Source organism: Roseococcus suduntuyensis, assembly GCF_014196305.1.
Lineage (GTDB): Bacteria > Pseudomonadota > Alphaproteobacteria > Acetobacterales > Acetobacteraceae > Roseococcus > Roseococcus suduntuyensis.
On record NZ_JACIDJ010000001.1, the window covers coordinates 207,828 to 230,800 of the forward strand.

Below are 22,973 nucleotides of genomic sequence, written 5' to 3' on the forward strand. Positions count from 1 at the left end.
GCAGCGGCTTCCTTCTAGCGCGACATCGAATCCGACGCCGTCTGGGTGCGCGACAGCGAGGCGCTGACCTTCTCGACCGAGCCGGAAATGCCCGTCATGGTGCGCGCCAGCCCCTCCACCGCGCCGGCGGCGGCTTCGAGCTGGTCGCGGATGGCCTCCGTCTCCTCGGTCTGGGCCTGCACGGCGGTCGTGGCCTTGGACACCTCCTCGCGCACGCCGCCCACCGCGTCACGGATGCTCAGCACCGCCTGCGCCACGCCATTGGACAGGTTCTGCAGGCCGTCGATCTCGGTGGTGATCTGCTCCGTGGCACGCGCGGCCTGGACAGCGAGGTTCTTCACCTCGCCCGCCACCACGGCGAAGCCCTTGCCGGCATCGCCGGCGCGCGCCGCCTCGATGGTGGCATTGAGCGCGAGAAGATTGATCTGGCTGGCCACGTTGCGGATCAGCGCCACGATGCCGCCCATGGCCTGCGCCGCGCGCGCCATCGCATCCGTGTTGTCGCTGACCGCGCCGGCCTGGGCGAAGGCGGCCTCCGTGCCTTGCCGCGCGCGGTCCATGCCGTGGCCGACCTCCTGCATGGCACGCGCCACGGCGCCGCCGGCAGCCGAGGCGGCGAGGATTTCCGCCGTCACCCCGCCTGCCACCTCCACCGCGCCGCGGGTTTCCGCCGCGGTGGAATCCACCTCCCGCATCATGTCGGTGAGCTGGGTGAGAAGCTGCATCTGCGCCGTCACATCCGTGGCGAACTTCACGACCCGCACCACCCGGCCACTCTCGTCGAGGATGGGGTTGTAGGAGGCCTGGATCCAGACGGTGCGCCCGCCCTTGGCCACCCGCCGCATCCGGCCGACATGGGGCCTGCCCGCGCGCAGCCCCTCCCACATGGCCAGGTAGTCGGGCGAGGCCGCATCCTCCGGCGGCATGAAGAGGCTGTGGGGGCGGCCCTGGATCTCCTCCATCCGGTAGCCCATCACGTCCAGGAAGGCCGTGTTGGCCGTCAGGATCCGGCCCTGCGGGTCGAAGCTGATGACGGCGTTGGTGCGGCCGATGGCCTCGATCTCCGCCGCAAAGTCCAGGTTCTGCAGGCGATACTTCGCGTTCTCCCATTCCACCACGAAGCCGATGCGCTGGCCGTCCTCGTCCAGCGGCGTCACCACCAGGTCGAAGACATGGGCGCCGATGCGGATGGTGGCGGCATGCGTCTTGTCCATCGCGGCCAGCATGCGGCGCTGGTGGTCGGGCTGGCGGTGGAACACGTCAATATTACTGCCGATCAGCCCCGCCACGCTGAAGCGCGGGAGTTCGCGGCGCAGATCAGCCTCGGACTCGCTGAGCAGCCGAATGACGGAGGGGTTCACATAGACGATGTTGAGATCGCGATCCGCGATCATCACATTGCCACGCAATGCAATCAGAGCCGCCCCCTGCAGGCGGTCAGCCAGGGGCGGTTTGGAACGGATGAACATGCCTTGCTTCCTCGGTCAGGCGACCATGGAAGCGCGGCATCCCTTAATCCCGGTTTAAGCCGTCCTCAGCTTCCCATGGCCTGCGACGCCTCCCGCGTGCGGGTCACCGAATCGCTGACCTTCGACACCGCCTCGGAAATGCCGGTCATCTCCCGCGCCAGCCCCTCGACCGCGCCGGCCGCCGTCTCCAGCTGGGTGCGGATGCGCTCGGCGCCATCGGTCTGGGCCTGCACGGCGGTGGTGGCCTGGGCCACCTCCTCGCGCACGCCGCCCACCGCGTCGCGGATGCCGGTCACGGCCTGGGCCACGCCGGTGGAGAGGTTCTGCAAGCCATCAATCTCGGTGGTGATCTGCTCCGTGGCACGCGCGGCCTGCACCGCCAGGTTCTTCACCTCGCCCGCCACCACGGCGAAGCCCTTGCCGGCCTCACCCGCGCGCGCCGCCTCGATCGTGGCGTTCAGCGCGAGAAGGTTGATCTGGCTCGCCACGCTGCGGATCAGCGCCACGATCCCACCCATGGCCTGGGAGGCACGCGCCATGGCATCCGTGTTGTCGCTGACCGCCAGCGCCTGGGCAAAGGCGGCCTCCGTGCCTTCGCGCGCGCGGTCCATGCCGCGCAGCACGTCGCGCATGGCGCGCGCCATCTCGCCGCCCGAGGCCGCCGCGTCGCGGATGTCGCCGGTAGCCTGGCCGGTCGCCGCCACGGTCTTGGCCGCCGCCGCGCGCGTCTCCTGCACGGTATGGTCCACCTCCAGCACCGTCTCGCCTAGCTGGGCGGCCAGCTGCGCCTGCGCGGTCACGTCGGAGGCGAACTTCACCACCTTCACCACCCGGCCCTTCTCGTCCAGGATCGGGTTGTAGGTCGCCTCGATCCAGACCATGCGCCCGCCCTTGGCCATGCGACGGATGCGGCCCGTGCGGAACCGGCCGGCGCGCAGATCTTCCCACATGGCGGCGTATTCGGGGGTGCGGGCCTCCTCCGGCGGCATGAACATGGCGTGGGACTTGCCCCGCACCTCCTCCAGCGCATAGCCCATCACGGACAGGAAGGGCGGGTTGGCGTCCAGGATATTGCCCTGCGGGTCGAAGCTGATCACGGCGTTGGACCGGCCGATGGCCTCGATCTGCGCGGCGTAGTCCAGGTTCAGCAGGCGATACTTCGCGTCCTCCCACTCCACCACGAAGCCCAGACGCTGGCCTTCGCGCGTGAGAGGCGTCACCAGCAGGTCGAAGACATGCGGGCCGATCTGGATGGTGGCGGCGTGCGGCTTGTCCAGCACCGCCAGCATGCGGCGCTGGTGGTCGGGCTGGCGGTGGAACACATCAATGTTGCTGCCGATCAGCCCCGCCAGGCTGAAGCGCGGCAGGGCCTGGCGCAGCTCCGCCTCGGCCTCGCCCAGCAGGCGCATCACGGCGGGGTTGGCATAGACGATGGTCAGGTCGGGGTCGGCGATCATGACCTTGGCCCGCAGCGCATCGAGCGCGGCCAGGCGGAGGTCGTGCAGCAGCGAAGGACGGGGGCGAAGGAACATGCGGGTCTCCAGGGGATACCCGACCAAATAAGTCTGTTTTTATGACCGGCCCCTTAACGCCGCTTGCGACCGCGCGCCGCCATGCGACATTCCCCCCATGACAACCGAACGCTTCCAGCGCCGCATCCCCGAGGGCGAGGACCGCGAGCGCCTCATCTGCGGCGATTGCGGCTTCGTCGCCTATGAGAATCCCAAGATCGTGGTCGGCTCCGTGGTCAGCGAGGGCGGGCGCGTCCTGCTCTGCCGCCGCGCCATCAACCCCCGCCGCGGCTTCTGGACCCTGCCCGCCGGCTACATGGAGTTGGGCGAAACGGTCGAGGAAGGGGCCAGACGTGAAGCCTGGGAGGAGGCGCGGGTTAAGCTCGCCCTGGAAGGAATATTGGCCGTTTACTCTATCGCCAGAATCGGACAAGTTCAGGTCATCTTCCGGGCCGGTCTTGCCGAGCCAGGACATGAGCCGGGCCCCGAAAGCCTGGAAACCCGGTTCTTCGAGTGGGGGGATATCCCATGGGACGAGATAGCCTTCCCCTCCGTGCATTGGGCCCTGAAAGCCTGGCGGGAGGGCGGGACGGGGATCGCGGGGAACCCGCCGGAAGACCGTCGCGGCATGGCCGGGCTCTAGCCGCGGCGCTGCTGCTGCCGGGCCTCTGGCTGATCGCCCCCGCGCCGCTGGCCGCGCAGTCCCGCATTGATACCCGGATGGAGGCGCTTTCCGAGGCGCCGAGCCAGCCCCGCGCCCGTGCCAATGACCCGCGCGACCGCGCCTTCCGCTCGGGCGGCCTCGCCGCCACGCCGGATTTCGGCAATGCCCCGCGCCCGGCGCCCCGGGTGGAGCTGGCGCCGCGGCCCAATCTCAGCCTCGACGCCCCCCGCGCGCCGATGGCCGAGGAGGTGGCGGGCATCCGCCCCACCATCATCAACCCCGCCATCCCCGGCAACGGCATGGCGGCCGAGGGCATGATCAACCGGCGCGAGCGCCGCTTCCTCGACACGCCGGCCGCCGGCGCCAGGTTCTCCGCACCGGTGACCTGGTAGAGGACTTCGCATCCCTTCGCATGAGGCGCACACTCTCCGTGCGCCCCTGGGGAGGAGACAGCGCGTGGAATTCGACACCATCATCGTGGGCGGCGGCTCGGCCGGTTCCGTCCTGGCGCACCGGCTTTCGGCGCGTTCCCATCACCGCGTCCTGGTCTGCGAGGCCGGGCCGGACGTGAAGCCCGGCGAGGAACCGCCCGAAATCCGCGACAGCTATTCCGGCACCGCCTATTTCGACCCGCGCTTCCACTGGACCGAGCTGAAGGTCCACACCCAGATCGTCAGCCACAACAACCCGGATGAGCGCCCGCCGCTGCGGAAATACGAGCAGGCGCGGGTACTGGGCGGCGGCAGTTCGATCAATGGCCAGATGGCCAACCGCGGCGCCCCCACCGACTATGACGAATGGGCGGCGCGCGGCGCCGAGGGCTGGGGCTGGCAGGACTGCCTGCCCTATTTCAAGAAGGTGGAGCGCGACCTCGACTTCGACGGGCCGCTGCATGGCAAGGAGGGGCGCATCCCCGTCCGGCGCATCATGCCGGAGAACTGGAACCCGCACGCCCGCGCCGCCGCCGAAGCCTTCAAGGGGGCGGGCTTCGACTACCTGCCCGACCAGAACGGCGAATGGCGGGACGGCTACTTCCCCATCACCATCTCGAACGAGAACGAGACGCGCGCCAGCGCCGCCATGGGCTACCTGGACGCCGAGACGCGTCGGCGGCCCAACCTCACCATCTCCTGCGAAACCACGGTGAAGCGCCTGCTCTTCGAGGGCACGCGCTGCGTGGGCGTGGTGGCCCTGGTGCGCGGGCAGGAGCAGGAATTCCGGGCGAAGGAAGTCATCCTCTCCTGCGGGGCCATCCACACGCCGGCGCACCTCATGCGCGCGGGCATCGGGCCGGCCACGCACCTGCGCGACCACGGCATTTCCGTGCTGCACAACCTGCCCGGCGTGGGCCAGGGGCTGATGGACCACCCGTCCATCGCGCTCTCCTCCTTCGTGCGGAAGGCGGCTCGCGTGGACGAACGCACGCGGCGGCACATCCTGCTGGGGCTGCGCTATTCCTCGGCCATGGAGGGCATTCCGCCGGGCGACATGTTCGCCGCCGTGGTCTCGAAATCCGCCTGGCACTCGGTGGGCGAGCAGGTGGGCAGCTTCCTCATCTGGGTGAACAAGACCTACAGCGAGACGGGCCAGGTGCGCTTGGCGTCGGCCGACTGGCAGGCCGAGCCGGTGGTGGAGTTCAACCTGCTGTCGGACCGGCGCGACCTGGACCGCCTCATGCAGGGCTTCCGCATGTGCGCGGGGATGCTGATGGCGCCGAGCCTCGCGCAGGTGACGGACAACCCCTTCCCCGCCGCCTATTCCGACCGCGTCCGCAAGATCGGCGTCATCAACGCGAAGAACCGCTTCCTGACGAACGTCATCTCGCGCTTCCTCGACGGGCCGGCCTTCCTGCGGAAGGCGTTCATCGAGCGCTTCGTGGTGGAGGGCTTTCAGTTCGACGAGGTGATGACCGACGACACGGCGCTGGAGGCCTTCATCCGCAAGGCCACCATCGGCATCTGGCATGCCTCCTGCTCCTGCCGGATGGGGCGGGAGGAGGACCCGATGAGCGTGGTGGACACGGAAGGGCGGGTGAAGGGCATCGAGGGGCTGCGGGTGGTGGATGCCTCCATCTTCCCGGTGGTGCCGCGTGCGAACACCAATTTCCCGACGTTGATGAGTGCGGAGAAGATCAGCGAGGCGATCCTCGCCGGCCACTGAACTTCGCAACCCTGGTCAACCGGGCATGGCGTAGAACCCCGCCATGCCCATCAAGACCCTCACCCTCACCGACCACGCCCGGCGCATCGCCCGCGCCATGGCCCACCTGGCCGGGCGGCTGGACCAGCCGCCGAGCCTGGACGAGTTGGCCGCCGTCGCCGCCTTCTCACCCTATCATTTCCACCGCGCCTATCGCGCGCTGGCGGGTGAGACGCCGGTGGAGACCCTGGCCCGGCTGCGCCTCTCCCGCGCCGCGGCCGCCCTGCTCAAGAGCGACGCGCCCATGGCGCGCATCGCGCGGGAGGCGGGCTACGCGTCGGTCCCCGCCTTCACCCGCGCCTTCCGCGAGGCGCATGGCATCCCGCCCGGCGCCTACCGCGCCCGCGCGGGCATCGGGCTGGAGGAGGACATGCTGGACCGCGTGGATATCGTGGAACTGCCCGCCATTCACCTGGCCGCCCTGCCGCATCGCGGTTCCTACGACGCCATCGGGCCGGTCTTCGCGCGCCTCACAGCCTGGGCCGCCGCGCGCGGGCTGATGGGGGAGAAGGCGCGGTCCTTCGGCGTCTACCATGACGACCCGACCTCCATGCCAGACGCCCAACTCCGCGCCCATGCGGCGCTGACCGTACCGCCGGGCACACCGCTCGACCCCGGCATGGAGATCATCGCCACCCCCGCCCTGCGCTGCGCCCGGCTTCGCTTCCAGGGGCCCTATGTGGAGATCGAGGCCGCCTATGACCGCCTCTATGGCGAATGGCTGCCCGCCTCGGGCGAGGAACCGGCCGACCAGCCCATGATGGAGGAATACCTCAACGACCCCCGCGCCCTGCCCCCCTCCGAATGGCTGACGGACATCCTGATGCCCCTCAAGCCGCGCTGACGCCACCCCCAGGCCTGTCTTCCGCCATGATCCACACCTATAAGTGGCAGACAGGAGGCCCCCATGCCGCAAACCATCGCCCTTGTGGATGACGACCGGAACATCCTCACCTCGCTCTCCATGACGCTGGAGCAGGAGGGCTACACCGTCCGCACCTACACGGATGGCGAGAGCGCCCTGCAAGGCCTGCTGGGCAAGCCAGCGGACCTTGCGGTGCTGGACATCAAGATGCCCCGCATGGACGGGATGGAGCTGTTGCAGCGGCTGCGCGCGCGCTCGGCCATGCCCGTCATCTTCCTCACCTCCAAGGATGAGGAGGTGGATGAGCTGATGGGCCTGCGCCTCGGCGCCGATGACTACATCACCAAGCCCTTCAGCCAGCGCCTGGTGCTGGAGCGCATCCGCGCCCTGCTGCGCCGGAACGACGCCAGCCGCGCCGAGGCCTCCGGCCAGCCGCCCGGCGGGCTGCTGGTGCGCGGCGACCTGACGCTGGACGAGACGAAGCACACCTGCCTCTGGCGTGGCCAGCCCATCCAGTTGACCGTCACCGAGTTCCTGCTGGTGAAGACGCTGGCGCTGCGGCCCGGCCTCGTGAAGAACCGCGACCAACTCATTGATGCGGCTTACGGCGAGAATATTTACGTGGACGACCGCACGATTGACAGCCACGTGAAGCGCGTCCGCAAGAAGTTCCGCGCGGTGGATGATGAGTTCGCGCAGATCGAGACGCTGTACGGCATCGGCTACCGCTACAAGGAGCAGTAGCGTCTGATCGTCGGAGGGCGGAGGCCCGGAGACGTGAATCAGCCGCGCAAAGGTCAGCCAACCGGTAAGATGGTAAGATCGTAAGATGGTAAGGCGGGGGCCCGGAAACCGGGCGGCCCCGCTTGCCCTGTCTGCTTGCCGTGGCTAGGGTCGCCGCCACATCACGGCAGTGCAGCAAAAGAAGGCGCCACGCCCCATGAAGCTCCTCGTTCCCGTCAAGCGGGTGGTGGACTATAACGTCAAGGTTCGCGTGAAGGCGGACAACACGGGCGTCGAGACCGCCAACGTCAAGATGTCCATGAATCCCTTCGACGAGATCGCCGTCGAAGAGGCCGTGCGCCTCAAGGAGAAGGGCGTCGCCACCGAGATCATCGCCGTCTCCTGCGGCCCCACCGCCGCCCAGGAACAGATCCGCACGGCACTCGCCATGGGCGCGGACCGCGGCATCCTGGTCGAGCATGACGGCGTGCTGGAGCCCATCGCGGTCGCCAAGCTACTGAAGGCGCTGATCGCCAAGGAAAGCCCGGACCTGGTGGTCATGGGCAAGCAGGCGATCGACGACGACATGAACGCCACCGGCCAGATGCTGGCGGCGCTGATGGGCTGGCCCCAGGGCACCTTCGCCTCCAAGGTCGAAATCGCCGACGGCCATGCGACCGTGACGCGCGAGGTGGATGGCGGGCTGGAGACGGTGAAGATCAAGCTTCCCGCCGTCGTCACCGCCGACCTGCGCCTGAACGAGCCGCGCTACGCCTCGCTGCCCAACATCATGAAGGCGCGCAAGAAGCCCATCGAGACGATCAAGCCCGCCGATCTCGGCGTGGACGTGACCCCGCGACTGACCGTGCTGCGCGTCGAGGAACCCGCCAAGCGCCAGGCCGGCGCGCGCGTGGCCTCCGTGCAGGAGCTGGTCGAGAAGCTGCGCAACGAAGCGAAGGTGATCTGAGCCATGGCCGTCCTTCTTCTCGCCGACCACGACGGCTCGGCCGTCTCCCAGCCCACCCGCTCCACCCTCGCCGCCGCCCAGAAGCTGGGCGAGGTGCATGTGCTGCTGGTGGGCGAAGGCGCCGCCGGCGCCGCGCCGGCCGCCGCCGCGCTGCCGGGTGTCGCCAAGGTGCTGCTGGCCGAGGATGCCTCCCTCGCCCATCGCCTCGCCGAGCCGCTGGCCGCGCTGCTGGTGCAGCTCGCCCCCGCCTATGACCACCTGATGGCCCCGGCCTCCGCCGCCGGCAAGAACGTGATGCCGCGCGTGGCCGCCCTGCTGGACGTGCAGCCCATCAGCGACGTCTCGGGCGTGGTGGACGCGGACACCTTCGTCCGCCCCATCTATGCCGGCAACGCGCTGGCCACCGTGAAGTCCAGCGACGCGAAGAAGGTGATGACCATCCGCGCCGCCAGCTTCGACCCCGTGGCCGCCACGGGCGGTTCCGCGCCGGTGGAGAACGTCGCCGCCGCCGCCGACCCCGGCCAGTCCAGCTTCCTGGGCGCCGAGGTGCAGAAGAGCGAGCGGCCGGAACTGACCGCCGCGCGCGTGGTGGTGTCCGGCGGCCGCGCCATGGGTTCGGCCGAGAACTTCCACCTGATCGAGGGTGTCGCGGACAAGCTCGGCGCCGCCGTCGGCGCCTCGCGCGCCGCGGTGGATGCGGGCTACGCGCCCAACGACATGCAGGTGGGCCAGACCGGCAAGATCGTGGCGCCGGAGCTCTACATCGCCATCGGCATCTCGGGCGCCATCCAGCACCTGGCCGGCATGAAGGACAGCAAGGTCATCGTCGCCATCAACAAGGACGAGGAGGCGCCGATCTTCCAGGTGGCCGACTACGGCCTGGTGGGTGACCTCTTCAAGATCATCCCGGAACTCCAGGCCGAGCTGGCGAAGGGCTGACCCCCATGTCCTTCCGCCTGGCCACCCGTGCCGACACGAACGAGGCCCCGTCCGCGGTGCCCGAGATCCAGAGCGTCGGCATCGTGGGGGCCGGGCAGATGGGCAACGGCATCGCCCATGTCTGCGCGCTGGCCGGCCTGCCGGTGACGGTGGTGGACATCAACCCGGCCGCGCTCGACAAGGCCGTGACCACCATCGCCCGCAACATGGAGCGGCAGCTCGGCCGCAAGCTCATCACCGAGGAACAGCGGGACGCCGCACTCGCCCGCATCACCACGGGCACGGACTACGCGCTGTTCGCGGACACGGACTTCGTGGTGGAGGCGGCGACCGAGAAGGAAGCCATCAAGATCGAGGTGTTCAAGGCGCTCTGCCCGCACCTCAAGCCCACGGCGATGGTGGCGTCGAACACCTCCTCCATCTCGATCACCCGCCTGGGCGCGGCCACTGACCGGCCCGAGCGCTTCATCGGCATGCACTTCATGAACCCCGTTCCGGTCATGAAGCTGGTCGAGATCATCCGCGGCATCGCGACCGATGAGCCGACCTACCGCGCCGTGGACAACCTGGCCAAGAAGCTGGGCAAGCAGACCGCCACCAGCGAGGACTTCCCCGCCTTCATCGTGAACCGCATGCTGGTGCCGATGATCAATGAGGCAGTCTATGCCCTGTATGAGGGCGTGGGTGACATCCGCTCCATTGATACCGCCATGAAGCTCGGCGCCAACCACCCGATGGGGCCGCTGGAACTGGCGGATTTCATCGGGTTGGACACCTGCTTGTCCATCATGCAGGTGCTCTATGACGGGCTGAGCGACAGCAAGTATCGTCCCTGCCCGCTGCTGGTGAAGTATGTCGAAGCCGGGTGGCTCGGCCGGAAGTCCGGCAAGGGCTTCTACGACTACAGCCAGGACCCGCCCGCGCCGACGCGCTGAACTTCAGCGGTCCCAGAGCGGCAGGCCGATCACCGCCGCCAGCAGGATGAGGCCGAAGCAGATGCGTCGGAACATCCGCTGGCTGGCCAGCCCGAACAGCCGCCCGCCGATCCACAGCCCCAGCCCATAGCCCGGGCCCAGCGCGGCGGCCAGCAACAGCAGCTCCAGCCCCAGCAGCCCACCGGCCAGGTAGGCCAGGGCACTCAGCACCCCGCCAATGGCGCCCGTCAGCACCAGATTGGCCCGCACGCGCGCGGCGTCATTCGTGCCGCCCATCCAGTAGGCCACCAGCGGCGGCCCGCCCATCTGCGCCGCGCCCGAGAACAGTCCCGACACCGCCCCCACCGCCAGCGTCGCCGGTGGCCAGGGCGCGCCCTGGTAGCGCCAGCCCGAGGCCAGCAGCGCCACCATGGCCAGCACCATGGCGCACATGCCCCAGCGCAGCGCCTCGGCATCCAGTTGCAGCAGCAGCCAGGCGCCGGCCGGCACGCCCGCCAGGGCGCCCAGCGCCATCACCGCCACCTCCCGCCGCGCCGCGAAGCGCCAGGCGCGCGGGATCATGGGCGAGGCCATGACCAGATCCACCACCAGCAGCAGCGGCGCCGCCACGCGCGGGCCCAGGATGGCGCTACCCAGCGGCACGAAGATCAGCGCCGCGCCGAAACCCGAAAAGCCGCGTGCCAGCCCGGCCAGGAAGGCGGCGCCCATCGCGGCGAGCAGCAGATGGGTCTCCGGCCAGGGCATCACCCCACTATGCCGCAGGCTTCGGCGCCTGTCGCCGCGCGGGGCGGGCGGGTGTAAGGGAGGGCGCGTGGAACCCCTCGCCCTCTACCTCCATTGGCCCTTCTGCGCGTCGAAGTGCCCCTATTGCGACTTCAACTCCCATGTGCGGGAGGGGGGCGTGGACCATGCGCGCTTCCGGGCCGCGCTGCGCCAGGAACTGGCGCATGAGGCCGCGCTTCTGGGCCGGCGCCCGCTGCATTCCATCTTCTTCGGCGGCGGCACGCCCTCGCTGATGGAGCCGGAAACGGTGGCGGCCCTAATCGAGGACGCCCGCGCACATTTCGACGCGGCCCCGGACATGGAGGTGACGCTGGAGGCCAACCCCACCAGCGTGGAAACCGAAAAGCTGCGCGCCTTCGCGGAAGCCGGCGTGAACCGCGCCTCGCTCGGCGTGCAGTCGCTGGACGCCGAGGCCCTGCGCTTCCTCGGCCGCCAGCATGACGCGCCGCACGCCGTGGCCGCGCTGGAGAAGGCGCGCGCCATCTTCCCCCGCCTCTCCTTCGACCTGATCTACGCCCGCCCCGGCCAGGAGGAAGCCGCCTGGCGGGCCGAGCTGCGGCAGGCGCTCGCCTTGGCGGCGGACCATCTCAGCCTCTACCAGCTCACCATCGAGCCCGGGACGCGCTTCTTCACCGAGCACGCCCGCGGCGCCTTCGCCCTGCCCGCCGAGGACGACGCGGCCCGCATGTATGAGGCCACGGCCGAGGAGGCCGCCCGCTACGGGCTGGCCGCCTATGAGGTCAGCAACTACGCCAGGCCCGGCGCCGAAAGCCGCCACAACCTCGCCTATTGGCGCTATGGCGACTATCTCGGCATCGGCCCCGGCGCGCATCAGCGGGTGCTGGAAGGCGGCGAGATGCGCGCCACCCGCCGCCATCGCGCCCCCGAGGAATGGGCCAGCCGCGTGGAACAGCACGGCCATGGCGCCGTCGAAACCACAACCCTGACCCCCACGGAACGCGGGCGCGAGGCCATGCTGATGGGCTTGCGCCTCGCCGAAGGCGTGGACCCGGCGCGCGTCGAAGCCCGGGCTGGCCTGGCTTTCGCGCAGATCGTGGACGCCACCATGCTCTCGGCCCTGCTGGACGAGGGCTACCTGGAATGGGCCGGGGGTCGCCTCATCGCCACCATCGAGGGACGGGTGCGGCTGGACGCGCTGCTGCCGGTCTTGCTGCGCTGACGCGCCCCGCCTATCTTCCACCCATGTCCTGGATGACGCGCACGCTGCGAATTACGCCCCCGGCCGGTTGATCCGCGCCGCATGGGGCGGCGTGGTCCTTCGGTCGGGCCCGTTTCGCCACCGCTTCCAGGAACATCACCATGACCGATTGCGTGACCTTCGCCGTGCTGGCCCTGCCCGAACCCGGGCTGCTGCCGCGCCTGCTTCAGCCCTTCGCCAAGCGTGACATCACGCCCGACCACATGCTGGCCGAACGCCAGGGCGAGGAGATGCGCGTGACCTTCACGCTGCACGCGCCGGATCCCGCCATGCTGCACCTCATCGCCGGCAATCTCGGCCAGGTGGTGGGGGTGCTGGCAGTGGACATGCAAGAGGCGCGCTGGGCGCAGGCCGCCTGAAACACGAAGGGCGCGCCCCCCGTGCGGGAGGCGCGCCCTTCGTCAGGCTGAACCGGGTCTCAGGCCGCGCGGAAGACCGTGGGCAGGTTCGAGATGGTCTTGTCCAGCATCGCGGCATCGGCCGATGCGTCATGCTTGGAGGCGATCACCTCGCGCACGGCGGCGGCGGCGAGGTCGGTCGCGGCGTTGCGGACCTCGGCGATGGCGCCAGCCTCGGCGGCGGCGATGCGGTCCATCGCCATGCGCTCACGCCGGCGGGCGGCCGCCTCGGCCTCGGCGGCCATGGCGGCGGCCAGGCGCTCGGCCTCCTGCTTCGCGCGGGCGACCAGTTCCCCGGCCTCCGCGATGGCGGCGGCGCGCTCGGCCTCGGCGCGGGTCATCATGGCCTGGGCCTCGGCGCGCAGGCGCTGCGCCTCCTCCAGCTCCTCACGGATGCGGGCGGAACGGGCGTCCAGCATCTCCGTGATCTTGGTCCAGCCCATCTTGCCGACGAGCACGACGAACAGGATGAAGCTGGCGGCAACCCAGAATTTCGGATCGGCGAACATCAGCGCGCCCCCTGCTTGGCCGCGCGGTCCACGGCGGCGGTGACGGTGCGCGCGGGGGCGGAAACGCCCAGCCGCGCCAGCATGGCCTGGGCGGTGGACCCGGCCACCTCGCGCAGCGCGCCCATGGCGGCGTCGCGGGCGGCGCGGACACGGGCCTCGGCCTCGTCCACCTGGGCGGCGAGGCGGGCATTGATGGCTTCGGCCTGGGCGCTGGCCTTGGCCTGGGCGTCGGCCATGGCGGCGGCGACGGTGGCCTGGGCCTCGGCGCGGGCCGCGGCGGTGGCGGCGCGCAGCTCGGCCAGGGCGGCCTCTCCCTCACGCTGGGCGGCCTGCGCGGCGTCGAGGTCGGCACGGATGCGCGCGGCGCGGTTTTCCAGCACGGTCGCCACGCGCGGCAGCGCGTAGGACTTCAGCACGAAATAGAGGGCGCCGAAGATGAGGAACAGCCACAGCAGCGTGGTCGTCATCAACGGGTTGGCGAAATCGAGCTGGGGCATTGCCTTGTCCTGCTGTCCTGAAGGCCACGGCATGTGCCGCGGCCTTCAGCCTCTGCCGGGTCGCGGGGTGGGGCGCCTCGCGGCACCGCCCCGCCCTGAAGGTGGAAAGGGGGCCGGATGACCCCCTCCCCGCCGGATCAGGTGAAGAGGATGAGGAAGGCGATCAGCAGGGCGAACAGCGCCACGGCTTCCGTCAGGGCGAAGCCCAGGATGCCGATGGGGAACACGGTGTCGCGGGCGGCCGGGTTGCGGGCCACGCTGCTGATGAGGGTGGAGAAGATGTTGCCCATGGCGAGGCCCACACCGAAGAGAGCCAGCACGGCGATGCCGGCGCCGATCGCCTTCGCAGCCAGAACAATTTCCATGATCTCGATCCTTAGGTTTGCGAGGAAAGTTGAAGGTTCGGCGTCTGCGTCAGTGCAGATGCACCGCGTCGTGCAGGTAGATGCAGGTCAGGATGGCGAAGACATATGCCTGCAGGAACGCGACCAGCACTTCGAAGGCGACCAGCGCGATGTTCAGCGCCAGCGGCATCAGGGACAGGACCGGCCCCACCGTGCCCAGGCCCGCCAGCATCACCACGAAGGTGGCGAAGACCTTCAGCATCACGTGGCCCGCCATCATGTTGGCGAAGAGACGCACGGACAGGCTGATGGGGCGCGAGAGGTAGGAGACGATCTCGACCGGAATGATGATGGGCGCGAGCCACATGGGCGCGCCCTCCGGCATGAAGTAGCCGAAGAACTTGCGGCCGTGCAGAGCGATGGCGACGGCCGTGACCAGCACGAAGACGGTCGCGGCCAGCGCGAAGGTGACCGTGATGTGCGAGGTGAAGGTGAAGGCGTAGGGGAACAGGCCCAGCATGTTCCCGAACAGGATGAACATGAACAGGGTGAACACGAAGGGGAAGAACCTGCGGCCCTCCTCGCCCACCTGCGCCACCACCATGTCATCGATGAAGCCGTAGGCGCTTTCGGCCAGGCCCTGCATGCGGCCCGGCACCATGGCGGCTTCGCGCATGCCATAGACCATCAGCGCCACGATCAGGACGCCGGCGAAGACCATGTAGAGGTTGGAGTTGGTGAAGCCCACGGCGGAGCCCACCTGGCCGAGCGCAGGGTACAGCACGAACTGCCCGAGTGCGTCGATCGCATTGCCTTCTGCCGCCACCGGGAACCTCTCCTGGCCTAGTCCTTGCGAACACCGGTCCGGGGGGCGAACAGCCGATACACGTTCGACACCCCCGCGGCGGCCCCCAGCACGAAGAACAGCAGAAAGAGCCAGGGGGCGGTCCCGAGCCACCGGTCCAGTCCGAGGCCGATCACCACGCCGACGATCAGCGCGGAAACCACCTCGACACCAGCCCGAAGGCCCACGCCCCAGGTGCTCGACGGAAGCGCCCTTTTGCCGCGTTCCGGCTTGTCCAGGCCTCGTTTGGCCCGGGCATCCGCCAGTCGTTTCGCGAAGGCTTCCCGATCGTCCACAATGGCTCCCTCCGCGGTTCACCCCTGGAAGGCGAGGGTGGATTATGGCGGCGCAGCAATGCTGTCAAGGCGCGCGGCCCTTGTTCAATCCTGCCACTTCACCTTCAGGAATGGCGCGGGCATCAGCAGCTTGCTTTCCTGGCTGACGATGTAGGGCCGCACCTTCTTCAGGTAGTCCAGCCAACCCTGGTCCTGGAACAGCTTGGCGCGCCTCTCGGTTCGCTCGGCGAGGGATTCATACGCCCAGAGGTGGATCACCTGGTTCAAAGGGCCGAATTCGGTCGTGTAGTAGCCCACCATGCGGCCGAGGATGCGCTTCTGGATGGGCATGCCCTCGGCCTCATAGGCCGCGATGTACAGCGCGGCGGTGGCCGGCTGCACGGTGTAAATTCTTTCTTCGACGATCATGCGTCGCGTCCTCCCTGGGTGACGGGGACGAAAGCTAATCCCTTCCCGCGCCGGGCGATATCACCGCTCGGCGCGCGCGGCCGTCAGGTCGGTCAGGAAGTCGCGCGACCAGGTGCTGGACCCCGCCTCGTGCAGCAGGTCGTAGTCCTGGCGCCAGCGCTGCCGCCGCTCGGACAGCGGCATGGACAGCGCCTGGTCCAACGCCTCGGCGATCTCGTCCGGGTCGTTGGGGTTCACCAGCAGCGCGCCCTGCATCTCGCGCGCGGCCCCCGCGAAGCGCGACAGCACCAGCACGCCCGGGTCCTCCGGCGGCTGGGCCGAGACGAATTCCTTCGCCACCAGGTTCATGCCGTCCCGCAGCGGCGTCACCAGCGCCACCCGGGCAATCCGGAGGAAGCCCGCCAGCACGCTGCGCTGGATGGGCCGGGTGGTCCAGCGCAGGGGCACCCAGTCCACCTCGGCGAATTCGCCGTTGATGCGGCCCACCGCCTCGTCCAGCTCGCGGCGCAGCAGGCGGTAATGCTTCACCTCCCCGCGCGAGACGGGGGCGACCTGGAGGAAGGTGATCTTGCCGCGGTGCTGGGGGAAGCGCTTCAGCAGGTCGGCATAGCCTTCCAGGCGCTGGGGCAGGCCCTTGGTGTAGTCCAGCCGGTCCACGCCGAAGATCAGGCGCCGGCCGCTCAGGCTTTCCTGGAAGCGCTGCACGTCGCGGCGCGCCTCGGCCTTCTCGGCGGCCTTGCCGAAGGCCTCCGCGTCAATGCCCACCGGGTAGGCGCCGACCGGGGTGTTCACCCCCTGCTGGCGCAAGGCGTCGCGCAGGTTCTCGGCGTCGTCGGGCGTCTGCATGCCGATCAGGTCATAGCCGTCCAGGTCGCGCAGCAGCGCCTCGCCGCGCGGCAGGGCGGCGAAGAGGCCCGGCGGCGGGAAGGGCACGTGCAGGAAGAAGCCGATGCGCTGCTTCGCCCCCATCGCGCGCAGCTTCGCGGCCAGCGGGAAGAGGTGGAAGTCATGCACCCAGATGACGTCATCCTCGCGCAGCAGGGGCCAGAGCGCCTCGGCGAAGCGGTCGTTCACCGCGCGCCAGGCCTCCTCCTCCTCGCGGCGGAACTCGGCCAGGCCGAAGCGGTAGTGCAGCAGGGGCCAGAGCGTGCCGTTGCAATAGCCCCCGTAATAGAGGCGGTGTTCCTGGGCCGTCAGGTCGATCACCGCCTGGGTCCGTTGCCCGCGCGAGGTGACCTTGGGTTCGGTGCTGGCGGAGGTCTCGCCCGACCAGCCGAACCACAGCATCTCCCGCCGCCGCACCGCCTCTTCCAGTGCCACGGCCAGTCCGCCGGCCACGGCCGAGGTGGCCCGCAGCGGGGGAACCCTATTGGAAACAATCACCAGGCGCGCCAAAACCCCTCCTCCCAGCTCCGCGAGAGCCGCATGGCCGACAGGACGAGGCCCACCTGCGAGTAGCTCTGCGGGAAATTTCCCCAGAGCTGCCCGGTCCGTGGGTCCACATCCTCCGGCAACAATCCAACGTGGTTCCGGAGGGAAAGGATGCGTTCAAAAAGTGACCGCGCGTCATCTTTCCGCCCGATTGCGGCCAAGGCGTCCACCAGCCAGAAGGAACAGACGATGAAGGCCGTCTCCGGCACGCCGAAATCATCGGCGGCCGAGTAGCGCAGCAGCATGCCGTCGCGCATCAGGTCGCGCTCGATGGCCTCCACCGTGGCGATGAAGCGCGGGTCGGTGGGGGGCAGCAGGCCGATCTCGGGCAGCAGCAGCAGGGCGGCGTCGAGGCCATGGCCGCCGAACACCTCCTGCAGGCTGCCCGCCTCCTCGTTCCAGGCGCCTTCGAGGATGGCCTCCTTCAGCGTGGCGGCGCGGGCCTGCCAGTCGGCCGCCTCCTCGACCAGGCCCAGATGGGCGGCGATGCGCCCAAGGCGATCCACCGCCGCCCAGCACATGGCGGCGGAGAAGGTGTGGATGCGCTCCCGCCCCCGGTATTCCCAGATGCCCGCATCGGCCGTCAGCGCCGCGGCCTCGGCGGCCACGCCCAGCGGCACCAGGCGGCGATACAGCGCCTCGCCCGCGGGTTCGGGCAGGCGGTGGTCGAAGAAGAGCATGGCGGCGGCCATGACCACCGCGCCCCAGACATCGTTCTGCACCTGCAGGGCGGCGGCATTGCCCACGCGCACCGGCGCATGGCCCATGAAGCCCTTCAGCGCCGTGGCTTCCCATTCGTCAATCGAATCATTGGGCACCAGCGGATAGACGGGGCGCAGCATGCCCGTCTGCTCCAGCACCGCATTGGTGATGTAGCCGATGTAGTGCTCCATGGTGCGGGTCGCACCCAGGCGGTTCAGCGCCATCACCGTGAAATAGGCGTCGCGCAGCCAGCAGAAGCGGTAGTCCCAGTTGCGCTGGGTGTGCTCGGCCTCGGGGATGGAGGTGGTGAGCGCCGCCAGGATGCCCCCCGTGTCGTCATGGGCGCAGAGCTTCAGCGTGATGGCCGCGCGGATCACCTCGTCCTGCCACTCGAAGGGCAGGGAGAGGCCGCGCACCCAATCCTCCCAATAGGCGGTGGTCTCCTCCTCGAACTCCTGGGCGACGCGGGCGACCATGCCGTTCACCGTCTCGTCCGGGCCGAACATCATGGCGATGGGGCGGTCCAGGGCGAATTCCGTCTCGCTCAGGATGAAGCCCAGCGGCGCGTCGGTGGACAGGCGCATGGCCTCGCCACTGCCCAGATAGCTGATGTGGTTGGACCCCGCCCGGCCGCGCGGGCTTTCATGCCCCCAGCCGAAGCAGGGCCGCACCCTGAGCCGGATGCGCGGGCGGCCGCGCAGCAGCTCGATGCGCCGCACCAGCATGGGCGGGCGGAACATGCGGCCGAAGCGGCGCAGGCGCGGCATGTGGTCGGTGATGAGCAGCGCGTTGCCATGGCTGTCCGTCAGCTCCGTCTCCAGCACGGCGGAGTTTCGGAGGTAACGCTGCCGGCTGTGGGCGAAGCCCGTGACCAGGATGTCGGTGAAGCCGCGCTCCGACTGGTCGCCATCCACCAGGGCGCTGAAGACCGGGTCCCCATCCAGGCGCGGCCAGCACATCCAGTTCACCGCGCCGGCGGGCGAGATCAGCGCCGCCACCGTGCCATTGCCCACGGCGGCCAGGTCCAGCGGTTGGGGGGGCCGGTCGGGCGGCCCCACCACCTCAGGGTGCCGGGGCATGCGCGTGTTCGGCCAGGGTGGCGATCCAGGCGCGCACGCCGGCCGGGGTGCCGAAGCTGTCGGGCACCAGGAAGCCCTCGCCGCCCAGCGCCACGGCGGCGGCGATGCCGTCCTCGTCGGTCACGTCGTCGCCGATGAAGATGGGCCAGCGGCCGGCGAAGGGCGCCTCGGCCATCAGCGCGCGCACGCCCACGCCCTTGTGGACGCCGCCGGGGCGCAACTCCCAGGCATGGTCGGCGCGGAGCAGGTCGAAGCCCTGGCCGGACTCCGCGAAGCCGCGCATCAGCGCATGGGCCTCCGCGCCCCGGTCGGGCGCCAGGCGGTAGTGCAGCACGAAGCCGGCCGACTTCGGCTCCAGCAGCGTGCCGGGGTTGGCGGCGACGAAGGCCTCGGCGGCCGCGCGCCATGCGGCCGGCGCCGGCTTCAGCGGCCCCTGGCGCGGCGGCGCGTCGGGGATGGGGCGCAGGATGGCCCCGTGTTCGGCCGCCGCGGGCAGGCGCAGCGGGTGCAGGATGCGGTCCACGTCGTCGAGCCGCCGCCCCGTCACCACCGCCACCGCGCCGCCCAGCGCGGCGTGCAGCCGCGTCAGGTGGTCGAGCAGCCCTGGCGCCACCACCACCTCATCCGGGCGGGGGGCGAGGTCGAGCAGCGTGCCATCCATGTCCAGGAGGAGAGCCGCGCGCGAGAGAACATCCGTCGGCCCGGGAATGGCCGAAGGGGGGCGCGATGTGGTCGTCATCCGCCACAAAGTAACCAAAATTGGGACGGAGGCAACGCATAACTATCCGGGTTGTAACCCCGGGGCGCCTCCGAACCCCCGGTTCACTTCGTTACGAAGGCCTTTTCCACCACATAGGTGCCGGGTTCGGAGTTGTTGCCCTCGACGAAACCGCGGGCTTCCAGCAGCGTCTTGCAGTCGGCGTTCATGGCCTCGCTGCCGCAGATCATCACGCGGTCATGCGCGGGGTCGAGCCTGGCCACGCCCGCGTCGCGCTCGGCGGTGCCGGCCTCCAGGCGGGTGGTGATGCGGCCCTGGATGGGGAAGGCCTCGCGCGTCACGGCGGGGAGGTAGATCATCTTCTCGCGCACCATCTCGCCCAGGAGTTCGTGCTGGGCCAGTTCGGTGGTCAGGTAGTCGCGGTAGGCCAGCTCGGCCACCTCGCGCACCGTGTGGGCGATGATGACGCGCTCGTAGCGGTCATACACCTCCGGGTCGCGCAGCAGGGACATGAAGGGGGCGAGGCCGGTGCCGGTGGCCAGCATCCAGAGGTTCCGGCCGGGCAGCAGGTTGTCGGTGATCAGCGTGCCCACCGGCTTCTGCCCGATCAGCACATGTTCCCCCACCTTGATATGTTGCAGCCGCGAGGTCAGCGGCCCGTTCGCCACCTTGATGGAGAGGAATTCCAGATGCTCCTCCCAGGCGGGGCTGACCATGGAATAGGCCCGCACCAGCGGCTTGCCCTCCACCACCAGGCCGATCATGGCGAATTGCCCGGAGGTGAAGCGCAGCGCCGGGCTGCGCGTGCAGCGGAAGGAAAAGAGGCTGTCGGTCCAGTGATGGACCCAGGTCACTTCTTCCAGGTTGTAGCCCTTGGGGGCGACCAGCGTGGCGGCGGGGGCGGCGTCATTCATCAGGCGGGCACTCTGTGCGGAGGGATGCGCCTGTATTGGCGGCGCGGGAGGCGTGGCGCAAGTTGCAACCGGGCGATGCATGGCACCCTTGCGCGCCCGTGAACCGGGCGCGACGCCCCCTTGCGCGCCCGTGAACCGGGCGCGACGCCCCCTTGCGCGCCCGTGAACCGGGCGCGACGCCGCCTTGCGCGACCGTGAACCGGGCGCGACGCGGCATTGCGCCCACGCAAGGCCAGGACAACACTGCCACCCATGCCCGATTTCCAACCGCCCGGGTTCATCCCGCCGGCCGACCCCGAATCCACCCCGCCCGTCGGGCCGCGCGTGGACGCCACCCCCCGCACCCTGCCCGCGCGCATCCCGCACAAGGGGCGCAGCGTGGACCTGGAGCCGCTGCATGTCCGCCACGCCGCGGACCTCTGGCGCGCGGCGCAAAGCGACCAGGAGGGCGCCTCCTGGGCCTATATGGGCTATGGCCCCTTCGCCGACGAAGCCGCCATGCGCGCCTTCGTGGGGAACTTCGCCACCACCCATGACCCCATGGCCTTCGCGGTGCGCCCCCACCGCAGCGGCACGGTGGATGGCTGGCTGACCCTGATGGAGATCCATCCGGCCCACGCGCATATCGAGATCGGCCATATCTGGTTCAGCCCTCGCATGCAGCGGACACGCGCCGCCACCGAGGCGGTGTTCCTGCTGATGCGCCACGCGATGGACGACCTCGGCTACCGGCGCCTCACCTGGAAGTGCAACGCGCTGAACGCGCCCTCCCGCGCCGCCGCCGCGCGCTATGGCTTCACCTATGAGGGCACGCTGCGCGCCGTGATGGTGACCAAGGGGCGGCGGCGCGACACCGCCTGGTTCTCCATCCTGGACGAGGAATGGCCCGCCCAGCGCGCCGCCATCGAGGCCTGGCTGGACGATTCCAACTGGGACGCGCAGGGACGGCCGAAGCGGAGCCTGCGGGGGGCATAACCCCCTCCACCGACGCGATAATTCCACGCAAGCGTCACGCAGCCGCAAAGCGGCGCTGCTACCCCCCGCGCCTCACGCCCGAGGGGAATCGCCATGCGCCGCCTGTTGCTCGCCACCGTTTTCAGCCTTGCCGCCGCCCTGCCGGCTAGCGCCGACACCCGCTTCGAGGCGGTGCTGGCCGGCCACGCCGTCCTGCCCGCCGCCACCTTCGTGGCGCCGCCGGAAGACGCGCCGGAGTATTTCCGCATCTCCGGCCGCTTCACCGGCCCGGGCAATGTCCGCAACGAACGCCCGGGCAGCGTGCCCTCCGTCAGCCTGCCCGGCTACGGCGCCCGCCGCACCGGCCTCGCCTTGCCCTTCGAGGGGCAGCCGCTGCAGGGCTGGTCCGGCATCGTGACCCTGGGCGATGGCAGCTACCTCATCACCGGCGACAATGGCTTCGGCAACCGCCGCAACTCGCCCGACGCCATGCTGATGGTCTTCCGCGTCCGCCCCGACTGGACGAGCGGCGCGGTGGCGGTGGAGCGGACCATCTTCCTCTCCGACCCCAACCGCGTGGCGCCCTTCCCCATCCAGGCCGAGACCACCACCACGCGCTACCTGACCGGCGCCGATTTCGACATCGAGAGCATCCAGCCCCTGCCCGACGGCACGATGATGATCGGTGACGAGTTCGGCCCCTATCTGCTGCATGTGGATGCCGAGGGCCGCCTGCTTCGCGTGATCGAGACGGTGCTGGACGGCGAGACCCTGCGCGCGCCCGACAACCAGGCGCTGTCCATCCCCGCCAACCCCACGGCCGGCGTGCCGCACCGCGTCCGCCGCTCTGGCGGGTTCGAGGGCATGGCGCGCACGCCTGATGGCCGCACCCTCTGGGCGCTGCTGGAGCAGCCCCTCTTCGCCGCCGGCACCAACCAGCCCGAGGGCCAGTTCCTCCGCGTGCTGCAATTCGACGTGACGCGCATGGAATGGACCGGCCGCAACCTGCGCTACCGGCTGGAGCCGGGTGCCACCGCCATCGGCGACTTCAACATGATTGACGACCGCCGCGCCCTGGTGATCGAGCGCGACAACGGCGAGGGCGACCCCGGCCGCGCCTGCGCCCAGGGCGTCGAGAGCACGCATGAAGCGCCCTGCTTCGCCCGCCCGGCGCAGTTCAAGCGCATCTATGTGGTGGATCTGGGCGCCGTGGACGCGGAAGGCTTCGTCCGCAAGATCGGCCATGTGGACCTGATGGCCATCCGCGACCCCCAGAACCGCGCCCGCCAGCGCGGTGACCGGGCCGAGGGCGCGCCGGGCGACGTCTTCACCTTCCCCTTCTTCACCATCGAGAACGTGGCGGTGGTGGATGAGGATCACATCATCGTGGGCAACGACAACAACCTGCCCTTCAGCGCCGGTCGCCACCTCTCGCGCGCCGACGACAATGAACTGATCCTGCTGCGCGTGCCGGAACTGCTCCGGGCGCGCTGACGAGGAGGGCATGCTGCCTCCCCGCCGGGCATCCCGGCGCGGGAGGCACGGCCTGGCGAGCGAAGGGCCCCGGTTTCCAGCCCTGGCGGTAGGCTTTACAGTCGGGAAAGC

The 22,973-nt window shown here is 69.9% G+C and carries 25 protein-coding genes; 12 read left to right on the top strand and 13 right to left on the bottom strand.

What is annotated here, in order from left to right; translation table 11 throughout:
* Nucleotides 1-14 precede the first annotated feature (14 nt).
* Together GGQ83_RS00945 and GGQ83_RS00950 are read right to left on the bottom strand one after the other, a co-directional pair.
* Nucleotides 15-1,394: a methyl-accepting chemotaxis protein gene (locus GGQ83_RS00945; protein WP_242534822.1), complete on the bottom strand. Its 1,380-nt coding sequence runs from the start codon at nt 1,392-1,394 to the stop codon at nt 15-17.
* A 140-nt stretch (nt 1,395-1,534) separates the two neighbouring features.
* On the bottom strand, nt 1,535-3,001 hold the full coding sequence (locus GGQ83_RS00950; RefSeq protein ID WP_184381722.1) for a methyl-accepting chemotaxis protein: 1,467 nt from the start codon (nt 2,999-3,001) through the stop codon (nt 1,535-1,537).
* 97 nt (nt 3,002-3,098) lie between these two features.
* Between GGQ83_RS00950 and GGQ83_RS00955 the strand changes: the two genes are divergently transcribed.
* From GGQ83_RS00955 to GGQ83_RS00990, 8 genes are all read left to right on the top strand, one after another.
* Nucleotides 3,099-3,623 carry an NUDIX hydrolase gene (locus GGQ83_RS00955; protein WP_184381723.1) on the top strand — a complete coding sequence of 175 codons (525 nt, stop codon included), beginning with the start codon at nt 3,099-3,101 and terminating at the stop codon, nt 3,621-3,623.
* A 77-nt stretch (nt 3,624-3,700) separates the two neighbouring features.
* On the top strand, nt 3,701-4,036 hold the full coding sequence (locus GGQ83_RS00960) for a hypothetical protein (protein ID WP_184381724.1): 336 nt from the start codon (nt 3,701-3,703) through the stop codon (nt 4,034-4,036).
* Between the two features lie 64 nt (nt 4,037-4,100).
* Nucleotides 4,101-5,804, top strand: coding sequence for a GMC family oxidoreductase (locus GGQ83_RS00965; RefSeq protein WP_184381725.1), 1,704 nt, complete (start codon nt 4,101-4,103; stop codon nt 5,802-5,804).
* A gap of 43 nt (nt 5,805-5,847) precedes the next feature.
* Nucleotides 5,848-6,687 carry an AraC family transcriptional regulator gene (locus GGQ83_RS00970; protein ID WP_184381726.1) on the top strand — a complete coding sequence of 280 codons (840 nt, stop codon included), beginning with the start codon at nt 5,848-5,850 and terminating at the stop codon, nt 6,685-6,687.
* A gap of 63 nt (nt 6,688-6,750) precedes the next feature.
* Nucleotides 6,751-7,452, top strand: a complete 702-nt coding sequence (locus tag GGQ83_RS00975) for a response regulator transcription factor (protein WP_184381727.1) — start codon at nt 6,751-6,753, stop codon at nt 7,450-7,452.
* A gap of 196 nt (nt 7,453-7,648) precedes the next feature.
* Nucleotides 7,649-8,398, top strand: a complete 750-nt coding sequence (locus GGQ83_RS00980) for an electron transfer flavoprotein subunit beta/FixA family protein (protein WP_184381728.1) — start codon at nt 7,649-7,651, stop codon at nt 8,396-8,398.
* A 3-nt stretch (nt 8,399-8,401) separates the two neighbouring features.
* Nucleotides 8,402-9,337, top strand: coding sequence for an electron transfer flavoprotein subunit alpha/FixB family protein (locus GGQ83_RS00985; RefSeq protein ID WP_184381729.1), 936 nt, complete (start codon nt 8,402-8,404; stop codon nt 9,335-9,337).
* 5 nt (nt 9,338-9,342) lie between these two features.
* Entirely contained in the window at nt 9,343-10,272 is a 930-nt protein-coding gene (locus GGQ83_RS00990; protein WP_184381730.1) for a 3-hydroxybutyryl-CoA dehydrogenase, read from the top strand.
* Nucleotides 10,273-10,275: 3 nt separating this feature from the next.
* On the opposite strand, the gene GGQ83_RS00995 is transcribed toward GGQ83_RS00990, so the two are convergent.
* Nucleotides 10,276-11,016 carry a sulfite exporter TauE/SafE family protein gene (locus GGQ83_RS00995; RefSeq protein WP_184381731.1) on the bottom strand — a complete coding sequence of 247 codons (741 nt, stop codon included), beginning with the start codon at nt 11,014-11,016 and terminating at the stop codon, nt 10,276-10,278.
* 67 nt (nt 11,017-11,083) lie between these two features.
* Here GGQ83_RS00995 and hemW point away from each other — a divergent pair, with 67 nt between their 5' ends.
* Nucleotides 11,084-12,235, top strand: a complete 1,152-nt coding sequence (gene hemW, locus GGQ83_RS01000) for a radical SAM family heme chaperone HemW (RefSeq protein WP_184382981.1) — start codon at nt 11,084-11,086, stop codon at nt 12,233-12,235.
* 140 nt (nt 12,236-12,375) lie between these two features.
* On the top strand, nt 12,376-12,633 hold the full coding sequence (locus GGQ83_RS01005) for a hypothetical protein (protein WP_184381732.1): 258 nt from the start codon (nt 12,376-12,378) through the stop codon (nt 12,631-12,633).
* Between the two features lie 59 nt (nt 12,634-12,692).
* On the opposite strand, the gene GGQ83_RS01010 is transcribed toward GGQ83_RS01005, so the two are convergent.
* From GGQ83_RS01010 to GGQ83_RS01055, 10 genes are all read right to left on the bottom strand, one after another.
* Nucleotides 12,693-13,181, bottom strand: a complete 489-nt coding sequence (locus tag GGQ83_RS01010) for a F0F1 ATP synthase subunit B family protein (protein ID WP_184381733.1) — start codon at nt 13,179-13,181, stop codon at nt 12,693-12,695.
* Nucleotides 13,181-13,678, bottom strand: a complete 498-nt coding sequence (locus tag GGQ83_RS01015) for a F0F1 ATP synthase subunit B family protein (RefSeq protein ID WP_184381734.1) — start codon at nt 13,676-13,678, stop codon at nt 13,181-13,183. Before GGQ83_RS01015 ends, GGQ83_RS01010 begins: the two co-directional genes overlap by 1 nt.
* Before the next feature lie 137 nt (nt 13,679-13,815).
* The gene (locus GGQ83_RS01020) at nt 13,816-14,043 is read right to left on the bottom strand and encodes an ATP synthase subunit C family protein (RefSeq protein WP_184381735.1); all 228 of its coding nucleotides are present in this window, start codon (nt 14,041-14,043) and stop codon (nt 13,816-13,818) included.
* A gap of 49 nt (nt 14,044-14,092) precedes the next feature.
* Nucleotides 14,093-14,848, bottom strand: a complete 756-nt coding sequence (locus GGQ83_RS01025) for a F0F1 ATP synthase subunit A (RefSeq protein WP_184381736.1) — start codon at nt 14,846-14,848, stop codon at nt 14,093-14,095.
* Nucleotides 14,849-14,865: 17 nt separating this feature from the next.
* Nucleotides 14,866-15,162 carry an AtpZ/AtpI family protein gene (locus tag GGQ83_RS01030; protein WP_184381737.1) on the bottom strand — a complete coding sequence of 99 codons (297 nt, stop codon included), beginning with the start codon at nt 15,160-15,162 and terminating at the stop codon, nt 14,866-14,868.
* Nucleotides 15,163-15,246: 84 nt separating this feature from the next.
* Entirely contained in the window at nt 15,247-15,570 is a 324-nt protein-coding gene (locus tag GGQ83_RS01035; protein WP_184381738.1) for an NIPSNAP family protein, read from the bottom strand.
* A 60-nt stretch (nt 15,571-15,630) separates the two neighbouring features.
* Complete coding sequence (locus GGQ83_RS01040; protein ID WP_184381739.1) at nt 15,631-16,965, bottom strand: alpha,alpha-trehalose-phosphate synthase (UDP-forming); 1,335 nt, start codon at nt 16,963-16,965, stop codon at nt 15,631-15,633.
* Entirely contained in the window at nt 16,950-18,782 is a 1,833-nt protein-coding gene (locus tag GGQ83_RS01045) for a glycoside hydrolase family 15 protein (protein ID WP_184381740.1), read from the bottom strand. Before GGQ83_RS01045 ends, GGQ83_RS01040 begins: the two co-directional genes overlap by 16 nt.
* Complete coding sequence (gene otsB, locus GGQ83_RS01050) at nt 18,766-19,521, bottom strand: trehalose-phosphatase (protein ID WP_184381741.1); 756 nt, start codon at nt 19,519-19,521, stop codon at nt 18,766-18,768. The genes GGQ83_RS01045 and otsB overlap by 17 nt, the downstream gene beginning before the upstream one ends.
* Before the next feature lie 83 nt (nt 19,522-19,604).
* Nucleotides 19,605-20,414: a ferredoxin--NADP reductase gene (locus GGQ83_RS01055; RefSeq protein ID WP_184381742.1), complete on the bottom strand. Its 810-nt coding sequence runs from the start codon at nt 20,412-20,414 to the stop codon at nt 19,605-19,607.
* A gap of 252 nt (nt 20,415-20,666) precedes the next feature.
* Between GGQ83_RS01055 and GGQ83_RS01060 the strand changes: the two genes are divergently transcribed.
* Together GGQ83_RS01060 and GGQ83_RS01065 are read left to right on the top strand one after the other, a co-directional pair.
* Nucleotides 20,667-21,389, top strand: a complete 723-nt coding sequence (locus GGQ83_RS01060; RefSeq protein ID WP_184381743.1) for a GNAT family N-acetyltransferase — start codon at nt 20,667-20,669, stop codon at nt 21,387-21,389.
* A gap of 93 nt (nt 21,390-21,482) precedes the next feature.
* The gene (locus GGQ83_RS01065; RefSeq protein ID WP_184381744.1) at nt 21,483-22,862 is read left to right on the top strand and encodes an esterase-like activity of phytase family protein; all 1,380 of its coding nucleotides are present in this window, start codon (nt 21,483-21,485) and stop codon (nt 22,860-22,862) included.
* The last annotated feature ends 111 nt before the right edge of the window (nt 22,863-22,973 follow it).

Bases quoted from the DNA above. Each gene is read 5' to 3' on its own strand.
- GGQ83_RS01010 (WP_184381733.1), bottom strand. From the start codon at position 13,181: ATGTTCGCCGATCCGAAATTCTGGGTTGCCGCCAGCTTCATCCTGTTC.
- GGQ83_RS00980 (WP_184381728.1), top strand. From the start codon at position 7,649: ATGAAGCTCCTCGTTCCCGTCAAGCGGGTGGTGGACTATAACGTCAAG.
- GGQ83_RS01065 (WP_184381744.1), top strand. From the start codon at position 21,483: ATGCGCCGCCTGTTGCTCGCCACCGTTTTCAGCCTTGCCGCCGCCCTG.
- GGQ83_RS00990 (WP_184381730.1), top strand. From the start codon at position 9,343: ATGTCCTTCCGCCTGGCCACCCGTGCCGACACGAACGAGGCCCCGTCC.
- GGQ83_RS00945 (WP_242534822.1), bottom strand. From the start codon at position 1,394: ATGATCGCGGATCGCGATCTCAACATCGTCTATGTGAACCCCTCCGTC.
- GGQ83_RS01005 (WP_184381732.1), top strand. From the start codon at position 12,376: ATGACCGATTGCGTGACCTTCGCCGTGCTGGCCCTGCCCGAACCCGGG.
- GGQ83_RS00955 (WP_184381723.1), top strand. From the start codon at position 3,099: ATGACAACCGAACGCTTCCAGCGCCGCATCCCCGAGGGCGAGGACCGC.
- GGQ83_RS00960 (WP_184381724.1), top strand. From the start codon at position 3,701: ATGGAGGCGCTTTCCGAGGCGCCGAGCCAGCCCCGCGCCCGTGCCAAT.
- GGQ83_RS01045 (WP_184381740.1), bottom strand. From the start codon at position 18,782: ATGCCCCGGCACCCTGAGGTGGTGGGGCCGCCCGACCGGCCCCCCCAA.
- GGQ83_RS01020 (WP_184381735.1), bottom strand. From the start codon at position 14,043: ATGGAAATTGTTCTGGCTGCGAAGGCGATCGGCGCCGGCATCGCCGTG.
- otsB (WP_184381741.1), bottom strand. From the start codon at position 19,521: ATGACGACCACATCGCGCCCCCCTTCGGCCATTCCCGGGCCGACGGAT.
- GGQ83_RS00970 (WP_184381726.1), top strand. From the start codon at position 5,848: ATGCCCATCAAGACCCTCACCCTCACCGACCACGCCCGGCGCATCGCC.
- GGQ83_RS00975 (WP_184381727.1), top strand. From the start codon at position 6,751: ATGCCGCAAACCATCGCCCTTGTGGATGACGACCGGAACATCCTCACC.
- GGQ83_RS01015 (WP_184381734.1), bottom strand. From the start codon at position 13,678: ATGCCCCAGCTCGATTTCGCCAACCCGTTGATGACGACCACGCTGCTG.
- GGQ83_RS01035 (WP_184381738.1), bottom strand. From the start codon at position 15,570: ATGATCGTCGAAGAAAGAATTTACACCGTGCAGCCGGCCACCGCCGCG.
- GGQ83_RS00950 (WP_184381722.1), bottom strand. From the start codon at position 3,001: ATGTTCCTTCGCCCCCGTCCTTCGCTGCTGCACGACCTCCGCCTGGCC.
- GGQ83_RS01060 (WP_184381743.1), top strand. From the start codon at position 20,667: ATGCCCGATTTCCAACCGCCCGGGTTCATCCCGCCGGCCGACCCCGAA.
- GGQ83_RS00995 (WP_184381731.1), bottom strand. From the start codon at position 11,016: ATGCCCTGGCCGGAGACCCATCTGCTGCTCGCCGCGATGGGCGCCGCC.
- GGQ83_RS00985 (WP_184381729.1), top strand. From the start codon at position 8,402: ATGGCCGTCCTTCTTCTCGCCGACCACGACGGCTCGGCCGTCTCCCAG.
- GGQ83_RS01055 (WP_184381742.1), bottom strand. From the start codon at position 20,414: ATGAATGACGCCGCCCCCGCCGCCACGCTGGTCGCCCCCAAGGGCTAC.